We start from the raw sequence: 17,244 nt of genomic DNA on the forward strand, positions 1-17,244 counted from the left end.
GGGCAAAAACAATGCCGCACACCATGACGGCGTACAGCGCAAACAAATTGAGAGAGATTTTCACGGATTTTTTGTTATGATTCAGCTTCATTTGGGCCTCCTAATTCTTTGTATGGTTGGCTTTATTTCTGCGGGTTCGGTGGGCAGAAAGTCGTCCATATCCAGCAGTTCGTAGTTTTCGGGTGTGCCGGGCAGATCGTCCCGCGCGTCGTCGGCGGCGGTGTAGTCGTAAGGGGCTGCGCCGCCGTCCTCGGTGCAGCGGATGTTGGGATGCTTGAGCAGATTGTATTTGTAGTCCACCACCGGACGCTCCCCTCGGATGAACAAGATGCACTTGCTGTTGTCCAGCAGCCGCACCTCGTCCGGGGTCATAAGGTCGCGCCCGGATTGCTGGTGGTTGATGCTGTAACTGCCGCTGCGCCCTTTGCTTTGGTTATAGCTGGTCGTGGAGATGGTTTCCTTGCCCAGCAGTTCCGAAACATACTTGTGGGTTTCTTTCTCGGTGCCGCCGAGGTAGAGAAACTCGTCGCACAGACCGACCAGTGATTCCCAATCATCCTTGTACATAGCCTTTAACTGCGCCATATTCTGCACAATAATCGAACAGAAAATAGCGCGGGAGCGCATGGTGGCCAGTGCCGACAAGAATGTATCTTTTGGCAAGGAAATGTTCGCGTACTCGTCCATGAGGCAATGCACCGGCACAGGCAGACGGCCCTTATGCACCCGATCTGCCTGACGGTATAGCGTTTGGATAAGCTGCGTGTAAATCATGCCGACAAGGTAGTTTAAGGATTTATCCGAGTCCGAGATGCAGCAGAACAGCGCAACCTTGCGTTCGCCCAATTCCTGCAAGTGCAGTTCGTCTGTCATGGTCAGCTTGGCGATGGACGGCAGGTTGAACGCCGCCAAGCGAACGCCCACGCTGACAAGGATGGATTTCGCGGTCTTGCCAGCCGCTTGTTTGAAAATGCGGTACTGCTTACAAGCGATGCTGTCGGGTTCGCGCATTTCCAATCGCTCGAACAAGATGTCCAGCGGGGATTGGTAGGTGTCATCGTCCTCGTGGACTTCTGCGGCTGCAATCATCTCCATCACCATCGGGAAGTTTTGTTCTTCGGGCGGGGCCTCGTGCAGCAGGTACAACATAAGGGCTTGGAGCAGCGCAGTTTCGGACTTTTCCCAGAAGGGGTCGCTGCTTTTTGAATGTGATGGTGTTGTGTTCTGAATCAGATTTTCAATCAAGGTCAGCACTTCACGGTCATCATGCACATACACAAACGGGTTGTAACAGAACGATGCGGCGGGATTTATAAGGTCAAAGACAATCACCTCATACCCCGTTTGCTTCAACAAATTGCCGGTCTTACGCAAAATTTCAGATTTTGGGTCAGTGATGACCATTGAGCAGGCACATTCCAGTACATTCGGCACACCGTAGGTGCGCGTCTTGCCTGCGCCGGAGCCGCCGACAATGAGGATGTTGGTGTTGTGCTTATGCTTATAGCCGTCGATTCCAATGTGGAAATGCTGGGTCAGCAGCAGGTTCGGTCCTCGCTTGTCCATGTAGAACTTGTTCAAGCGGAACACATCGCCCCAAGCCGCCGAGCCATGCTCCGCGCCGGGGCGGGTATTCTTCTGATCCGTCACGGCCACAATAACCGCTACCGTATAAACCACCGTAAACACCAACAAAAAGCGCGGGCTGTCTTGACTCCACGCCAACGCAAACGGCTCTGCCAGTGCGCTATTCAGCGCATCCAGCAGAGCCGTTATCTTCATGCCCGGCTGCCAGCGGCAAGCCACCGCCAGCGCCGCCCACCACACAATGGGCAGCGGCAGCAGCCAGACCCACCAAGGTGTTTTTCTCACTAGAGCAGCAGCGGCGCGTGGGCGTGCAGCAGTCGGGTCAGCGCGTCATCCACGGCATCGGTATAGCCGCCCTCAGCCAAGCGCTGGGTGCGCAGTTGGTTGAGGGCGGCTTTTGCCAGCCGATACTCTGCCGCCGACATCGTCAGCTTGCCGCCTGCGGGCAGATCGTTCACCCGAAGAATCAGCCGCCCCGTTTCTTCGGCGCTGCCGCCGCGGGCGCGTTGACCGTAGTAGACATCGCCCAGCGCCCGGAGTAGGATGCTTTTGTTGGCACGGTCGAGTTTCACCTTGCGTTCTGTCATGGCTTTTGCACCTCCTGTTGCCTACAACATATCCCAAAGGCGCTGCAAAAGCTAGTCTGCATTTGAAAACAAACAGAAAACATTTACAGCACCTTTTCTTTGCGCCGAATTTTTACCGGCAGCTTGGGCATACGGTCTTTGGGCGCCTTTGCCCGGTTTCGCAGGTAGGCGGTAATATCCTGCAGTTCCATGCGGACGCTGGGGCGCTCACCCTTGGCTCGAAGCTGATCGGCGCGCGGCGACGGCGAGTTTGCAAAAGATTTGCTGCTGTCGAAGAAAGGCTCGGACGGACTGGCGTTCTCCGAGCCCAGCGGAAAATCCACGGTGGGCGTATCCTCGTGATTGGGGGCTGCATTTTCCAAATTCTGCTGCACGGCATCGACCAGTTCTGCCGTGCCGGTGTCCACAATAGCCAGTTGCAGCTTATCGATGATGCGGTTGGCTTTGGACGCATCGTCCTGCAAAATGGCGATTTCAATGTGGTCGGGGTCCATCTTGTCACGGATGGGGCAAAACAGCAGACCATGCGCCTTGGCGGCGCGAGCAAAATCGTGCATACGGTCTTTGTCTACCGTGAAAAAATTCAGCGGCTTCTGCTCTTTCAGCAAACGGATTAGGTGCGTTTTTCCGTGGGTCTTTTTGCTGTCGTGCAGCACTGCCTGTGCGAAAATAAAGAAGTTTTTCGCAGCGGTGCCGGAGATGCGCAGGGCAAACTCTGCGCCCTCCAGCGAGTAGCGGACGACCTGATCCGCAGGTTCGGAGCCGTAATTCATCTGGCATCACCGGCCTTTTCTTTGGGCGAGGGCAAGCGGCTGAACGAGTCCACACCGGGGATGAGGGCAAGACTGCGCCCGCAGTCCCAATCTACATGGATTTGCCCAGTGTCGTCGATACATTCCACCGTGCCCATAGAACCGGGCGGCACGGGAAACTCATCTTCCATGCAGCTAAGTTGCAGCCGCGTGCCGGGCGGGTACTTGCGGCGCAGGTGTTCGATGTAGTCTTTGTTGGGGTATTTCATAGGCAGTCTCCTTTCGAGATTACAGTGTCAAATCAATGTTGGGGCGGCGGTCACGCGCACGTTCCTGTTCTTGTTTTTGTTGTTCAGCGCGGTCACGGCGGGCTTCGGTGAGGTGCTGCTGCACCTCTAGGGAGTGTTCTGCAATTTTGCGGCAGAGCCGTTCTTCTTGGCGAAGCTGCTTTAGGGCTGTGTTGACTTGCTGGATGCGTGGGCTGTCTGGGTTTGTTTTATACAGCGATTTTCTTTTTGCCGTTAGTTGGACAATTTCACCCTGTTTGGCTTGGCGGTAGGTTTCAAGCTGTGCCAGCGTATCTATGCAGTAGCGGGATAGAAATTCCATCTGGCGGATGCGTTGATTCAACTTGTAGGTATCCTGCCGAACAGCATAACTTGGACGGCTCGGCTTGCGAGGGAGCGCACCCAATTCGTATAGATAGCGATAATACAACGCCCGCAGCCCGGTCAGCTTGCGATGGGGCTTCTTCCCGCTGTGCAGACGGCCATGTTGGATTGTTGGTGGATTTTCCACATAAGGGTGGTAGCTTTGTGGATACAGGATGCGCATCTGGATTGCTTCTGGCGTGTACCGCTTGCCCAGCGTTTTGAAGCGAACAAAGCGCTCTTTTCCGGGCGGACGCAAAACGGGATACTTGCGCCCCATGCGCACCTCATAGCCATTGCGCTCCAGCGCGTTAAGAAATTGCCGCCATGTAAGGCTTTGTTGAATCGCTTCGTCCACATCCTGCCGAATAGCCGTGCGCCATGTTGGCTGACCGTTTTTCTCCGCCAACCACTCGGCGTAGGGCTTTGCCACATGGTTTGAGTTCTCGGTGTCGATGACCGACAGCTTATATTTCCGGCAAAGTTCATCTGACACTGCGCGGATCTCCGTCACATAGCTTTTATAGTTGCTGCGATACTTTTTGCCATCTACACAGCCGACCGAGTTCCAGACGATATGCGAATGGATATGCCCGGTGTTCAGGTGCGTGCCGATGACATATTCATATCGCCCGCCCAGCACGCGAGCTGCCAGTTCCTTTGCGATTTGGTGCGCCAGTTCGGGTGTAACCTCTCCTGCTGCAAAACTCTGTACAAGGTGATATCCCTGCACACCGCCCGACTTGTGCCACTGTTCCTTGGTTTGCCGCATATCGGCAAAAGCAGTTTTCAGTGTGCAGGCATATGAGCTTTCAAAACAGGATTTCTCCGTTTTGTCGCGGTTGGCGGCATAATCAAGGGCATCCTGCAAGGATACCGCCGTCGTCTTTTTGCGGTTCATAACATAATCAACCGCCCGATCCAGACGGCGGACAGGGATCACGGATGTGTAAGCCATATTTCATGGGGCCTCCTAGTAGTTTTCTTTTATCTCACGCCAGACTTCCTTGGCGATGCGCATCATCTCGTCAACACTCCCCTGCCCAGCCATGCCGATGCTGTTAGCGCGGTGGGCCAACTGGTTGGCATTGTTACAAAGACCAGCCACCTTGCGAACAAGTTCTGCATGATGTGTGCAGGGGCGCGGATTAATATTCTTGCGCATGACAAGGCTGCGCAGATATTCCTCACGTGGCAGACCGCTGGTTGCCACCTGTTGGCATAAGTAACGATATTCCCGGTCGTTAAGGCGCAGCGCAATAACATGGTCCCGCTTACGGGCCATTAGCGCTCCAGATCATGCGATTTTTTAGCGGGTGGTTTTGTGCTCAGGCTCACGCACCGCCATGCTAAACTAGAAAAGTCAATCTGCTTAAAATTGTCATGTGAAGCCACATAATATTTACCGTTCATTTTGCTGAGCAAAATGCAGCTGGGGTCGTTGATGTCCAGAATAATCGTACAGTGCAGTTTTCCCGTTTTGGGGTCAAGGCAGTTCTCCGGCAATTCCCGCATAAAAGGATAGTCCGGGTTATCTTCATGCCAGAACATGCGGTAGTCATCTGCCTGAATGAAAATAGCAGTGTCCACCACAAACGGGTACACAGTGCCCGACTCTTTTGTCTCCTGCAAGTCGGTCATGTTTTTATCGTAGGGCTGAAACGGAATGTGCAAAGCCGGATAATGATGCGGCATTTTCTACCTCGATTCTATAATTGGGGGTTTGGGGATCACCCCAAAGGTGCGTTTGGATATCCAAACGCTATGCTTGCCAAACACACTCCCAGCGCCATTCATGACACAAGGTCGTCACCCTCCGAAACGGCTTTCTTCAAACCGTCCAAGGTCGTGACAATGCGGTTATATTTCTGCGCCAAACCGATCTGCGCGTTGGTGGTTGCGTCCTGATTGCGGCTGCAGACCACCAGCATCGGGCAGCGCAGCAGCTTGTCCCGCACAATGGCGGTGTATTCGCTGCGTTCTACGGCATCTTCCTGCACCAAATACTGGCTGTCCTGCAATTTGGGGCATACCGGCAGGTAGCCCAGCAGGTACACCTCGCGGCAGTAATTGCGGAGATGTTTGGAGGTTGCGCCCTCACTGGCGCAGATAAAAGCCCAAGGTCGTTTCATTTTCGTGTTTCCTTTCTGAATTTCGGGAGTGAATCAGATTTGATTCACTATTATCAAGTTGGCGGTCAAAAGTGAATCAGTTCTGATTCACTTCGGATTCAAGGGCGGTTTTCAGCCGTTCGGTGCTGCGGCGGAAGTAGGCGTCCGACATTTCAATGCCGACAGCCTCATAGCCTTCCTGCACAGCGGCCAGCACGGTGGTACCTGCCCCGGCAAAGGGGTCAAGGATGCGCCCGCCCGGCTCGCAGATCTGCACCACATCCCGCATAAGCTGCAAGGGCTTTTCGGTGACATGGATGCGGTTCTGCGGGTTCGGGTATCGGAACACGCCCGGCAGACACCCGACATTTCTCTCAAGCGGCATCTTGCCGTTCGACCCCCACACAATGTACTCGGACTGCTGACGAAAGCGCCCTTTTTGCGGACGGCTGGCAACCTTATCCCACACCGCCACGCCGCGCCAGGTCCAGCCCGCCCACTGCAGGGCCAGCGTCATGGCGGGCAGCTGCCGCCAATCGATGAACAGGCAGACAGGTGCGCCGGGCTTGGCAATGCGGCGGGCATCCTGCAGCCATGCCGCCGTCCAGAACATCCAGCTCAGCTGATCCATTTGGTCAGAATCGAAGTCAGGCAGCGCTTTGTCCTTGCTCATGCTGCTGTACTTCTCGTTGGTGCTGCGGTTCTTGGTGGTCTGGCTGCTGCCGCCGCTAGCATAGGGCGGGTCGGTGATGATGGCATCGAAGCTGTTCGGCTCAAACTCGCGGAGGATCTGCAAAGAATCCCCGTGCAAAATCGACCAGCGGTCACCGCCGCAGTGTTCGGGCATCCGGAAATCGGAGTTGAGAATGTTGAGAGTTTCGGGAGTGTTCGTCAAAGGCATCCTTCTTTCTTATCGTTCAAAATCATAGGTACGGGGTTCTTTCGGGGGCGGTGTGCGGCTGGCTGTCTGCACAGAAACTCGGTCATCTTCGAGTACAAAGCAGTCCTGCGTCCTGTTGTCGAGCTTGGTGCCGGGCAGGACAACGGCATTGCCGCGGCAAACTACATTGCCGGAGATTTCGCCATATACACGGGCGCTGCCGTCAATGATCGGTGCGCACAAGGTTTGCTCATCCTGCCGAAGCACGGCATAACCGCAGACACAGCTTTTTCCCATAATGACCCCGCTGCAGACGATGGCATCATCCTGCACGGTGGCATCCCCCATTACGGTGGCGTTCTTTCCGACATAGGCGTTGCCTTTTGCAACGGCGTGATCTGTAAGGACTGCGTCACCGCAGACAACTGCATTTTCACAGGCGATGGCATCCGCTGCAATCCACGCGCGCCCCTCTTGGTCGAGGTTGTCATAGCTTTCCACATAGCCGCCGAGCATCCCTGCAAGGACATCCTCGGTCAGATTCGCCACAGCCCGGATGCGGTATAGGTTGGGGTTGTTGGGATGGGCAATGTCAGTAATCTCGTATTTCTTCATCTGGCATCACCCCGGTCACGCTTGGGCGTAGGATTGGGCGTCAGTTCGGTTTCCACATACTCGGAAACGATGTTGAGCGCTTTCTGGTAGCTGTCGCAGGACATAACGCGGTCACGCATTTCTTTGGCCTTGTCGGCCTGTCCATAGTCGGTCAGCAGTCTGGAGGCTCGCCCCATGATGGAGAAAATGTTGCCATCCTGCCCAAGCAGCTGCATCTTGGGCTTCTTGGGACGGTTCAGCAGTTTGTTGAATTCGGTCATATCCGGCACATCGCGTTTCAGTTCAAAATCGTGATCCTGCCAGAAATGGACATACAGCTTGCCATCCCCAACATCGATTTCCCGCTGCTCGAAGCCCTCGCCCCAGCCGTCGCTGTACTGACCGGAAATGTAGTTGCAGAGGACGGTCTGCTCATCATCGAGCAGAGGTTCTTTCAGTTCCACGGTCAGACAGCCGCAGAGCTTGTTGCCATGCATCTCGACGGACGGGACAGCCGTGACGACTTTATTACGAACAGAATCGTCCTCGTGGTAATACTGCATGAGGTCGCCGCCAAAGTCGCGGGTATCGTTTTCGACGGCATCGCGGATGGCTGTCTCGTATTCCAGCAGTTCATGCCCGTCCTGCCGGTAGCCCTCGTACTCGTCGTAGAACTCGTCCTCATAGTCCGGTTCATTTGGGAAAAAGTCCGCAGTCAGCGGAGAATAAAATTTCATCTGCAAATCATGTCACCTCTTTCCGCCGCACAGGTCGTGGTCGATCTGTGCGGCATAGTAGTTTTCTATCGTCAGCGGCGCGTTGTACAGCGCCGCCAGTAAGTATTGCTTGATGTTTCGGATGCGGGGCGGATTGTCCTTGAGGCAATCCAGAACATACTGGATATGTTCTGCGCCCAATTTTAGGAATCGAGATTTTACTACTTCGGCAGGCATTTCCTCACCCGAAATGCGAATAGCCGCCCGTTTGGAACAAACCACATCCAGCATCAACTCCACCAGTTCATCCAATCGCATCGTATCCATCGGGTTATTCTGCGCCAAAATCGGATACTCGATATTTTTCAGCAGCAGGGCGCGGTACTCTGCCCGCTGGCCCGCCGCGCGGATAGGATTCGATACGTTATTTGTTTCTTCTTTATTTATTTCTTTAGTATTTAATTGTGCAGGATTTTCCTGTACAGGTTTTTCCCGTTCAGGCTCTGCCTGTTTTGGTTGGGCACACTTAGGCGCAGCTTCTTCGGGACCCTGTTCCGGGGGCTGCGGCTGCTCTAAAACCGTGTACTCCATACCGCGCATCTGACCGTTCTTGTCGCGGATGCGGCGGCGGATAATATACCCCGCCGCTTCTAACTCGCGCACGGTGGCACACACGCTGTCCACGCCCTCTTTGCAGATGGACGCCAACCCGCGCGTGGTATAATCCCAATCTTCGGGCAGAGACAGCATTAAAGATAAAAGCCCCTTCGCCTTGAGCGAAAGAGCCTTGTTGCGCAGATGATGGTTGGACATAATGGTATAATTTTGCGTCTTTTGTACACGGAACACAGCCATAACGATTTACCTCCTGTTACCCATAGGTGGGCGAACGAATATGTATTTTCATAATTTTCTCTCTATCGGCAAGCCGCGCGGTGGGCGGCGGTTCTTGCCATCAGGTTGTTTTTTGCCATATCAGCGTAATCTCCATTCTCGATTTCGGGCGGAAGGTCATGCACGGTGTAGCGGTCAGCATAGATTCTCCTGATGCCGACACTCGCCATGCGCCCTTTGGCATCGTTGTCCAGCCGCAGTTCTATCGTGGTGATTTCCGGATGCTGCCGCAGAAATTCCTGTAACGCCAAAGGCTCCTTGCCGGAGGATGAGATACCGCCCAGCGAAAGTCGGTACTTGTCCGCAGCATCCCCACAGAGCGTCATCTCTGCCATGGCATCTATGGTGGCTTCAAACACCGCCACGGTAGTGCCTGGCTGCATCGGCGGGATGCAGAATCCGTACTGTTTCTGACTGCCGGGAGCCTCGCGCTTGAACGGCTTGCCGTAGTCATAAATGCCGCGCAATGCCGCGTATTTCGGCACACCCTGCACATCTTTTCCTAAGAACACGCAGTTGTGGTATTCTGCGCTTTCGTACAGAATAGCTCTCGCAATACAGTAGCGGATGGTGGGCAGAGACACTCCTCTCCCCAGCAGATACCGCGTTATGCGGTCATTATTCGGCGCTTTCCGGGGAAGTTTGAACGATGGGCGCTCACGCTCCACCGCTTCATGCTGCACGGGGATGTACGTCGGGCTTTCCTCACACAGCAGCTGCACCGCCTCCACGAACGGTACACCTTCCACATAAATCAAATATTTCAGCGCCGACTTACCGCCGATGTCGCGGCTTTTCCAGTGCCACACACTGGATTCGCCGTTTATCTTGAAGCTGTCATGTTCTGCAAGCTGGTACTCGCCCCGTGCGCTGCTTTTCACCAGCGAATTGGGTCTGTACCGCCGCAGAAATTCTATTGCCGTCATCCGGTTGGCGGCATGGATCTGTTCTTTACTGACGCGCGGCAATTACACAATGTAAGCGGCGAGGTCGCTCATATGTTCAACATTTTCCCACGGAAAATCCTCGCGCCCGAAGTGACCGCCCGCCGCCGTGCGGCTGTAAATGGGGTTCAGCAGGTTCAACTGCTTGATAATGCCCGCAGGGGTCAGGTCATACGCCTTGCGCACTGCTGCAGCCAAACAGTCATCCTCGCAAATGCCGGTGCCGAAGGTATTCACATCCACCATGACAGGCTCTTTTTCCCCGATGGCATACGCCAGCGTGACCTGACAACGGTCGGCAAGATGGGCGGCGACCATGTTCTTGGCAATATACCGCGCCATGTACGCGCCGCTGCGGTCCACCTTGGTGGCGTCCTTGCCGCTGAATGCACCTCCGCCGTGGGGTGCAAATGTGCCGTAGCTGTCCACCATGAGCTTGCGCCCGGTCAGGCCGGTATCGGCATCCGGACCACCCTGCACAAACTTACCGCTGGGGTTCAGGATGATTTCCGCGTCATCGGCGGGCATACCGTCAAAGGCCAGCGGGAACACATATTCGTCCAGCAAATCTGCCAGCTTGTCAATATCGGCATCCTCTTTGTGCTGGACAGAAACGACCACCGTGGTGATGCGCACGGGGGTATCACCGTTGTATTCCATCGTGACCTGCACCTTGCCGTCCGGGCCGATGTCGGGGATAACGCCGGTCATGCGGGAGATTTCCAGCAGCGTCACAAGGCGCTGGGCGGCAACCACCGGCATCGGCAGATATTCGGGCGTTTCGTTGCAGGCGTAGCCGACCATAACGCCCTGATCGCCCGCGCCGAGGGTGTCCTCGTCCTCTCCCTCAGCCAATTCCGGCTCGACAGCGCCCGCAATGTCGGGGCTTTGGTCGTGGATGTAGCAGTCGATTTGGTAGTTCTTGGGGTCGTACCCCACATCGCGCAGGGTGTCGCGGACGATGTTGAACACGTCGGGTTTGGCCGAGGTCGTGATTTCTCCCGCCACAATGATGTGACCGTGGGTTGCCATGACTTCACAGGCCACGCGGCTGGCGGGGTCACGTTCAAGACAGGCGTCCAGCACGCTGTCGGCAATGAGGTCACACAGCTTGTCGGGATGCCCGCGCATAACAGATTCTGCGGTGTAAAAACGAGGATGTTCGTTTTCCTGCATGGTTTCGGTATTCTCAAAAATGTCGTTCATAGGTACTTTCTCCTTATCTTTCGTGGCTTTCTTTTGTGTTCGGCGGCGGGGTCATAACATGGGCGTATTCTTCCGGGGTGGTGTGTTCCACACACAGGGTCTTGCCCAGCAGGAAAAACAGTTGCGGATCGTGGTACATTTCCTCGTAGTGTTTCATCTGCTGCGGCGTAAGGTCGGTAAAGTCATCGCGGGTCAGACCGCAGACGAAAAAAGTGCCGTGGATAATGTCATAGTCGCCCAGCATACGATTCAGCGGCAGGTTTTCTGCAATGCCGTTATCGTTGCAAACGATGCAGGCGTTATCTTTCCAAGGGTACACTGCCTCGATGGTGCCGCCGACAACTGCCTGCTCGGCTTCAAGGGTGTGTTCAATGTCGGCTTCGCGGGGGTATTTTCCGGGTTCAACGATCAGCACTTTCATCGGCGTCCTCCTCATCAGAAGTTTTTTTCAGCGCATTTTTCTGCTTGACGGTCAGCAGCACGATACCTGTTGCGGACACAAGGGAAACGACCACGATAGCCAGCAGCGGGAAACCATCTCCTGTCTGCGGGAGGGTCTGCACCTTATGCGGCGTAGGCGCAGGGGTAGGCGCAGGGGTTGCAGCGGGCGTCGGCTGCGGTGTGGGCGCCGGAGTCAGTGTGGGCGTGTCCTCGCGGGGCGTGGCTTCATCGATCATCTGGATCAGGCGTTTGTCGGCGCGCACCCATTCGGCATCGGCATTTTCGCGGACGAAAAGAGAAATCCCGTCATCAACGGTTTCCAACTTGAACTGCACCGAGTTAGCAATTTCAAAGCCGGCCGGGGCGGCATCTTCGGTCAGGGTGTAGATGTACTCCTTGCTGTCGTCCGACAGTTTGAGGGAATCATCCGAAATGGGAACACAATGCGTTTTGTAATCTGTCACCCAAGTGTCAATAGCTTCATCGTCTGCATCGCGGATCGTCAGCGTAGCACCCGGCAGCAGATTGCCCGCAATGTCGGTCTTGTCGATATCCAGCACAGGCGCGTCCTGCATGATGACGGTGGCATCGTCGAGTTTTGTCCAATCATCGTTGGGTTTCACATATACCTCATTGACCTGCTCTGTACCTTCCTGCACCAGCTTGAACACGATGCTTTCGGCTTCGGCGTAGCCGCCCGGGGCGCGTTTCTCCGTCAGGGTGTACTCTTTTTCAAGTTCCAGACCTCGCACGGTGTGCGGCACTTTGCCGGAGGTCCAGCCCTCTACCAGATTGCCGTCTGCATCACGGATTTCAAGCTGTGCGCCGGGCAGTTCCTTGCCGTTGGTGATGTCCTGCTTGGAAATGTCTACACTGGTGCGCAGGTTGGTGTTCGTAGCGTCCACGACCTGCCACGCGATTTGTTGACCCGCATAGGTGAACTCTACATCCACCGGGGTACTGTCCAGCAGATACCCAGCAGGAGCTTTGACCTCGACAATGCGGTATCTGCCGCTGTTCTCGCGGCTGATGCTTCGCGGACCTGCCGGGTCAATGTAATATTCGCCGCGAATCGGCACATCCACATCAAACCAAGTAAAGCCGCTGGCGTTGGTTGTGCTACTGGTGGCCAGCTTTGTACCGGCGTCCAGCAGCTTTGTACCGTCCGCGGAATAAATGTCATCCACGGTGTAGAGTTCATACACCGCACCGGGCAGATAGGTCAGCGCCTCTCGGTCCTGCTTGTAAATGCCTACACCGATTTTGCTGACTTTATCGCCGGGCTTTTCGGGCGTGGGCAGCACCCGCGCATTTTCAAACACAAGTGTCTGCCCATTCTTGTGGGCATCCGAGGCATCCTTGACATTCACAATGCTGTACGAACATTCCTTGTCGCCGTCCTGCTCGTGGCTGACAATAGTTTTTGCCAACACAATGTCATTTTTCTGGTTGTCCCAGCCAAATTCCACAGTGTAGCTCTGCTGGGTCAGCACAAAACCATACGGCGCTTGAACCTCGGTAATGGTGTACTTGCCCAGCGGCAGGGTCACGGTGACTTCGCCTTTGGTGCCATTATGGCTGACCGTGAGGAAATCGTAGGTTGCCTGCGTGCGGGTGGGGCTGAACCGGACTTCGTCCACCTGACCCTCCGCACCAGTGGTAACGGTGGCAACGAGGTCACCGTCTTTGTACCAGTAGGTGCCTTGGCGGTCGGGTGTGGCAATGTCGGCTGCAGCGTGAATTTCGTACACCGCGCCTGCGAGGTTGTCCTGCGTGTAGATGAACTGTCCATCTTGGTAGTCGGTCAGCACATTGCCCAGCTTACGAATTGTAAGCTGACCGAGTGTTTCGTGATTGCAGTATTTCTCCGTGACGATGTACTCATCCATGTCGTTGGTGGCATTGCCCACGACCTGCCAGACGCGGTCAGACTTGATTTCAAATTCCACCGAGTAGGCAGGATCGTTGAAATAGCCTTCCGGACCTTGCAGTTCCTCAATCAGGTATCTGCCCAGCGGCAGTTTTTCGGGTGTTTTCATAAGGCCTTCGGCATCGGTGTAGAACACATCCGTTTTCTTGGTGGCGCTGCCGCTGGCGGGGTCGATCATGGAAATGCGGGTCTTGCGGTCTTTTTCGTCCAGCCGATACAGCGCAAAGGCTGTGTTGCCAATTTTGACCGCCTTGCCGGTTTCTGTGTCGGTCTTGATAAGCTGTAAATAGCCCTCCAATTCCTCATCCAGCACATTAAAAGTCATATAATCGTTGCTGGCGGTGGTAACACTGCCAGCCGGAACCGTAAATCGACTCTGCGGGCTGTTGGCGTCCACTGTCACGATGAACGGATCACACTGGAACACATCCTTGGGGATGGTGGTTTCTACTACCAGATATTGCCCATACGGCAGGCCCTCCACGCGGAAAATGCCCTCATCGTTCGTGAACATTTCTCCCAGCCTATACTCGGCGGGCTGATCCGTGGGTATCCATCCGTTACCCTTGCCGTTGGCGTAGTCGCCGTCTGCGGTCAAGGTCGCGTTATAGGCGTTGACTGTTTCGGTACTGCTCTCGTACATATTGGCGATGGCTTGTCCTTCGGCGGTGAAATCGTATTTTAGTGTGGCGTTATCGTAATTGTCCTTGCGGTAGGCAGATAGGATGCTGGCGGCATCGTAGCTGCCATCCGGGTTCTGCTTGAACTGCGCCGCCTTGCTTAACTTGGAAATGCGGTAAACCGTAAAGCCCGCGCCTTCCAATTTCAGTGCAGGGCTTGGCTGACCGGTGGTCGAAACCAACTTCTGCAAACTAAAACCAGATTTCAGCACTTCATCTTGGCTCTCCTGCTTGGCGTGGATGTGGTAGGTCGATTCATCTGCATAGGTCAGGGTTTTGTAATGGTTGACCTCATCGCAGAGGTAGCCCTTGGCGTAGGAAAGATAATAGCCATCCCACGCCTTGCTACCGTTCAGCTTGCGGCTCTCGGCTACGGCGGAATACTGGTTTTTGTAGATGTAGTCGGTGTACTCGCCGCCCTTAGTGGCAAGGCTGCTGTACTTGCCTGTGCGTTCGAGCTTTTTGTTCAAAAACGGATACTTCCCGGTAACATACAGCTTTCCGTTTCCGTCAATGGGCAGTACCAGCCCGGTGGTACGCTCGATCAGATAGTAGCGGCCCATGTACAGGTTGGCAAAAGCCAGCTTTCCGTCTGTGATTTTGGCAGAGGCTACCAGCCGGTCTTTCTGCAAGATGGGCAGGTAATCGGTATCCCAGCCGCCGTTGGTGAGGACAGTGGTGTGCCAGATAGGTTGTCCGTTGGCATCGGTGATTTTGCTGTAGTCCACAATGCCGGTCACGCCGTCCGGCTGCGTGATATTCTCAGCGGCGTACAGATCGTACACAGCACCTTCCAGCGTAGTGTCACCGTTGATGCCCGCAGCCAGATACCGCGCGGCGTCCAGATCCACTTTTGTCAGCAGAATATTGCCGAGGACACGGTCGTTCTGCATCTTGTCGGCATTGGCGTGGATGGTGTAGGAATTTTCGTTGTTGGCGATTCCGGTGGGGTCTGTGGCGTAGGTCTTATCTGCATTGCGGCTGCCAAAGGTGATAGTTACGATGCCCTCGCCGGTGTCGATGAGCGTACCGCCGCTGTTGGTCGTGGTGATGTCGGCGTTATAATCCGCGTTTCCCAGCCAAATGGTCTGGGCGTCCAATGCTTTGGTGATTTCAAAGGCATACGCCCGCTTGCCGAGAACAGAGCCTGCCGCGCCGGGAGTGTTCGCATCCGTCCAATCACCGTAGTACCCGCTGGGTGCGCGGCTCTCTACGATGACAAACTTGCCCTCATTGCGCTGGGTGTAATAGAGATTATCCGAGCCGTTGGCATAGCTGCTGTGGTTGATGACCTTGTAAGTGCCGTCCGCTTGGCGTTCAACCTTGTATTGGTTGTACCCGCCTGCTGGAATATACCGCTGGTTTACGGTATCCCACTCGAAAACCTCAAACTCGGCATCGCCCTTGATGCGCTGCTTGGTTTCACTGTCGATTTTGTCGATGCTGACCTTGACCGACCATTCATCGTTCTGCATTTTATAGTCATTGGAACTATTAGCCGGAACAGTAATGGTCTGGCGGCTGCCCAGCGCACCGGGTGTGCTGTCGAAGCCGTGCGGAATGGTGATTTCATCGTAGCTGAATGTAATATTGGCAAGCTGCGCCCGTGCCGCGGCGATGGCAGCATCCACCATGCCCTGCGCTTCGTTCTGCAGCTGACTAATGGCTGCGTTTTTTGCAGCCTCGGCAGCGGCGTCTGCTTCGGCTTGGCTGGTGAAAGGACCCTCCTGCCCGCTGAGCGTACTGGTGCTGGTCTTGGACACCTCATAGTGAACCGTCCATGTGGCAGAACCGTCGCCGCCGTTGAGGTGAAAACTGTCATCCTGTGTGTGACCGCTCGTGGTAATGGTCTGCGCTCCGGCAGGACTCATCTGCCAGCTGCCGCCGTCCACGCTGCCGCCGGTCTGGCTGGGCGTAACGGTAATGACCGCGCCGTCCACCTTTTCCAGCGTATTCAGCTGGTACTTGTCGGTGTTGACAGTGAACGTCAAGTCAAAGCTGCCGCCGGCAGTCTGAGCGGGAGCTGTCCATGCAGCGGAATAGTATTTCGGTTCCGGAACACTTGGCACATCCGGGATCTCGGTGCCGCCCGCAATTTCTTCACCGACCAGCGCCACAACCTGCCACGCATACCCTGCAGGCGGGTTATAGATGTAGGTATAGTAGCCGTTTTCCCCGGACTGCGCATCTGTACCGTTTACCAGTTCTTCTGCAGCAGCAATATAGGTCTGCGCCGCGTAGCTGTCGGGATAGTTTTCCATGATCCACTGCTGGGTTTCATCGTAAAGGCTGCCAAGGATGTCCGGCTGTTCTTCACAGCCTTCAGGATCATCTTCAAGGCTTGCCACAACAGGACGGTCATCCAGCATATCCAGACTCAGCTGGCCAAGACCGCCCCAGATGTTGACCTGGTTTGCATAGTGGTTGCCGGGGGTATACTGGCCGGGTTCAAGGCGGGAGACATGAGAGAAGCTGTAGGTGGGACAGCCCTTGGGCTGGCCGTTCAGGCCGTGGCTGCAGCAGTAGGCTTCCTGACCGTTGAACCAAATGAGCCATGTGCCGCCCTCTTTGGCGATGCTTGTGATTTTGCCGGTGGCATACGGTGGGGTCGGCCCTGCAGCATAGGCGGCAATGCCGTCATCGCCGGTGTCGGCATACATCTGTGTGGGTGCGGCATCCTCGCTGATCTGTACTTGGATAGATTTTGACTGTGAACTGCCGTCCGAATCCTTATAGACAAGCTGCGCCGTAAAATCGGTATAGGCTTTCACATACAAGCCGGTTGCTGCCGCCGACTGCTCCGAGTATGTCTGGTGCAGGATTTCAGCCTGCTCCTGCTCGTCTGCCGGGATAGGCTCATAATCGGTGGAGCGGTAGCTTAAAAGCTCTACACCGTCCGGCAGTATGATTTCAGATACCGCACCGTCTGCCGGGTATTCGACCTGCGCCAGCAGTGGAACAATGGCATAGTCTGTACCGGGAGTTTTGCCGATTGTGACCGTGTTCTCATCTGCGTTCAGCGCATCGGCATCCATATGGGCATCTACGCCGTCATACAGGTCAGAAACCCACGCGGAGATACCGATTTTTGTTTCGCCGGTTGCCACGGGCAGACCCATGCTGCCAAGGTAACTGCCGGTAGGCGCGTCCGGCAGATCGTCGTACAGATTTTCAGTGATCTGCGAAAGATTCGGTGTCGGGACATTGGCTTCAGCGGTTTCCGGTGTGGCCGCTGAAGCTGTCTCCGGCGTGGCAGGGGCATCCTCTGCAAA

Annotated in this window: 16 protein-coding genes; all 16 read right to left on the bottom strand. The window is 55.3% G+C overall.

All coding sequences use genetic code 11. The annotated features are described in order from the left end of the window. Positions 1–87: 87 nt before the first annotated feature. Positions 88–1,872 carry a VirD4-like conjugal transfer protein, CD1115 family gene (locus NE623_RS13955; protein ID WP_370866766.1) on the bottom strand — a complete coding sequence of 595 codons (1,785 nt, stop codon included), beginning with the start codon at positions 1,870–1,872 and terminating at the stop codon, positions 88–90. Continuing rightward, positions 1,872–2,174: a hypothetical protein gene (locus tag NE623_RS13960; RefSeq protein WP_256273423.1), complete on the bottom strand. Its 303-nt coding sequence runs from the start codon at positions 2,172–2,174 to the stop codon at positions 1,872–1,874. Before NE623_RS13960 ends, NE623_RS13955 begins: the two co-directional genes overlap by 1 nt. A gap of 83 nt (positions 2,175–2,257) precedes the next feature. After that, positions 2,258–2,947, bottom strand: a complete 690-nt coding sequence (locus tag NE623_RS13965) for a DUF3801 domain-containing protein (protein ID WP_256273422.1) — start codon at positions 2,945–2,947, stop codon at positions 2,258–2,260. Further along, positions 2,944–3,195 carry a DUF4314 domain-containing protein gene (locus tag NE623_RS13970; RefSeq protein ID WP_256273421.1) on the bottom strand — a complete coding sequence of 84 codons (252 nt, stop codon included), beginning with the start codon at positions 3,193–3,195 and terminating at the stop codon, positions 2,944–2,946. The genes NE623_RS13965 and NE623_RS13970 overlap by 4 nt, the downstream gene beginning before the upstream one ends. A gap of 19 nt (positions 3,196–3,214) precedes the next feature. Further along, on the bottom strand, positions 3,215–4,534 hold the full coding sequence (locus NE623_RS13975) for a relaxase/mobilization nuclease domain-containing protein (protein ID WP_256273420.1): 1,320 nt from the start codon (positions 4,532–4,534) through the stop codon (positions 3,215–3,217). Between the two features lie 15 nt (positions 4,535–4,549). Then, positions 4,550–4,861 (bottom strand): plasmid mobilization protein, encoded by a 312-nt coding sequence (locus NE623_RS13980; RefSeq protein WP_256273419.1) that lies wholly within the window; start codon positions 4,859–4,861, stop codon positions 4,550–4,552. Next, positions 4,861–5,271 (bottom strand): hypothetical protein, encoded by a 411-nt coding sequence (locus tag NE623_RS13985; RefSeq protein ID WP_256273418.1) that lies wholly within the window; start codon positions 5,269–5,271, stop codon positions 4,861–4,863. The genes NE623_RS13980 and NE623_RS13985 overlap by 1 nt, the downstream gene beginning before the upstream one ends. Positions 5,272–5,369: 98 nt before the next feature. Next, positions 5,370–5,708 (bottom strand): hypothetical protein, encoded by a 339-nt coding sequence (locus tag NE623_RS13990; RefSeq protein ID WP_256273417.1) that lies wholly within the window; start codon positions 5,706–5,708, stop codon positions 5,370–5,372. Positions 5,709–5,784: 76 nt separating this feature from the next. Continuing rightward, positions 5,785–6,534, bottom strand: a complete 750-nt coding sequence (locus tag NE623_RS13995) for a DNA-methyltransferase (RefSeq protein ID WP_256273425.1) — start codon at positions 6,532–6,534, stop codon at positions 5,785–5,787. A gap of 63 nt (positions 6,535–6,597) precedes the next feature. Next, on the bottom strand, positions 6,598–7,182 hold the full coding sequence (locus tag NE623_RS14000) for a hypothetical protein (RefSeq protein WP_256273416.1): 585 nt from the start codon (positions 7,180–7,182) through the stop codon (positions 6,598–6,600). Continuing rightward, complete coding sequence (locus NE623_RS14005; RefSeq protein ID WP_370866769.1) at positions 7,179–7,898, bottom strand: hypothetical protein; 720 nt, start codon at positions 7,896–7,898, stop codon at positions 7,179–7,181. Before NE623_RS14005 ends, NE623_RS14000 begins: the two co-directional genes overlap by 4 nt. A gap of 12 nt (positions 7,899–7,910) precedes the next feature. Beyond that, positions 7,911–8,732, bottom strand: coding sequence for a DUF6017 domain-containing protein (locus NE623_RS14010; protein ID WP_256273414.1), 822 nt, complete (start codon positions 8,730–8,732; stop codon positions 7,911–7,913). Between the two features lie 62 nt (positions 8,733–8,794). Then, positions 8,795–9,697, bottom strand: a complete 903-nt coding sequence (locus NE623_RS14015; RefSeq protein ID WP_370866768.1) for a DUF3991 domain-containing protein — start codon at positions 9,695–9,697, stop codon at positions 8,795–8,797. 42 nt (positions 9,698–9,739) lie between these two features. Beyond that, a complete protein-coding gene (metK, locus tag NE623_RS14020) occupies positions 9,740–10,921 on the bottom strand; it encodes a methionine adenosyltransferase (RefSeq protein ID WP_256273412.1) in 1,182 nt (393 codons plus the stop codon). A 13-nt stretch (positions 10,922–10,934) separates the two neighbouring features. Continuing rightward, positions 10,935–11,342, bottom strand: coding sequence for a DUF3846 domain-containing protein (locus tag NE623_RS14025; protein WP_256273411.1), 408 nt, complete (start codon positions 11,340–11,342; stop codon positions 10,935–10,937). Next, a partial coding sequence (locus NE623_RS14820) for a SpaA isopeptide-forming pilin-related protein (RefSeq protein ID WP_305146186.1) occupies positions 11,323–17,244 on the bottom strand: 5,922 nt, incomplete at its 5' end. The genes NE623_RS14025 and NE623_RS14820, both read right to left, overlap by 20 nt.

This window comes from Gemmiger formicilis, assembly GCF_024462815.1.
Classification (GTDB): Bacteria; Bacillota; Clostridia; order Oscillospirales; family Ruminococcaceae; genus Gemmiger.

Coding starts and splice junctions, on each gene's coding strand:
- NE623_RS13960 (WP_256273423.1), bottom strand. CDS start 2,174: ATGACAGAACGCAAGGTGAAACTCGACCGTGCCAACAAAAGCATCCTA.
- NE623_RS13965 (WP_256273422.1), bottom strand. CDS start 2,947: ATGAATTACGGCTCCGAACCTGCGGATCAGGTCGTCCGCTACTCGCTG.
- NE623_RS13970 (WP_256273421.1), bottom strand. CDS start 3,195: ATGAAATACCCCAACAAAGACTACATCGAACACCTGCGCCGCAAGTAC.
- NE623_RS13975 (WP_256273420.1), bottom strand. CDS start 4,534: ATGGCTTACACATCCGTGATCCCTGTCCGCCGTCTGGATCGGGCGGTT.
- NE623_RS13980 (WP_256273419.1), bottom strand. CDS start 4,861: ATGGCCCGTAAGCGGGACCATGTTATTGCGCTGCGCCTTAACGACCGG.
- NE623_RS13985 (WP_256273418.1), bottom strand. CDS start 5,271: ATGCCGCATCATTATCCGGCTTTGCACATTCCGTTTCAGCCCTACGAT.
- NE623_RS13990 (WP_256273417.1), bottom strand. CDS start 5,708: ATGAAACGACCTTGGGCTTTTATCTGCGCCAGTGAGGGCGCAACCTCC.
- NE623_RS13995 (WP_256273425.1), bottom strand. CDS start 6,534: ATGCCCGAACACTGCGGCGGTGACCGCTGGTCGATTTTGCACGGGGAT.
- NE623_RS14000 (WP_256273416.1), bottom strand. CDS start 7,182: ATGAAGAAATACGAGATTACTGACATTGCCCATCCCAACAACCCCAAC.
- NE623_RS14005 (WP_370866769.1), bottom strand. CDS start 7,898: ATGAAATTTTATTCTCCGCTGACTGCGGACTTTTTCCCAAATGAACCG.
- NE623_RS14010 (WP_256273414.1), bottom strand. CDS start 8,732: ATGGCTGTGTTCCGTGTACAAAAGACGCAAAATTATACCATTATGTCC.
- NE623_RS14015 (WP_370866768.1), bottom strand. CDS start 9,697: ATGACGGCAATAGAATTTCTGCGGCGGTACAGACCCAATTCGCTGGTG.
- metK (WP_256273412.1), bottom strand. CDS start 10,921: ATGAACGACATTTTTGAGAATACCGAAACCATGCAGGAAAACGAACAT.
- NE623_RS14025 (WP_256273411.1), bottom strand. CDS start 11,342: ATGAAAGTGCTGATCGTTGAACCCGGAAAATACCCCCGCGAAGCCGAC.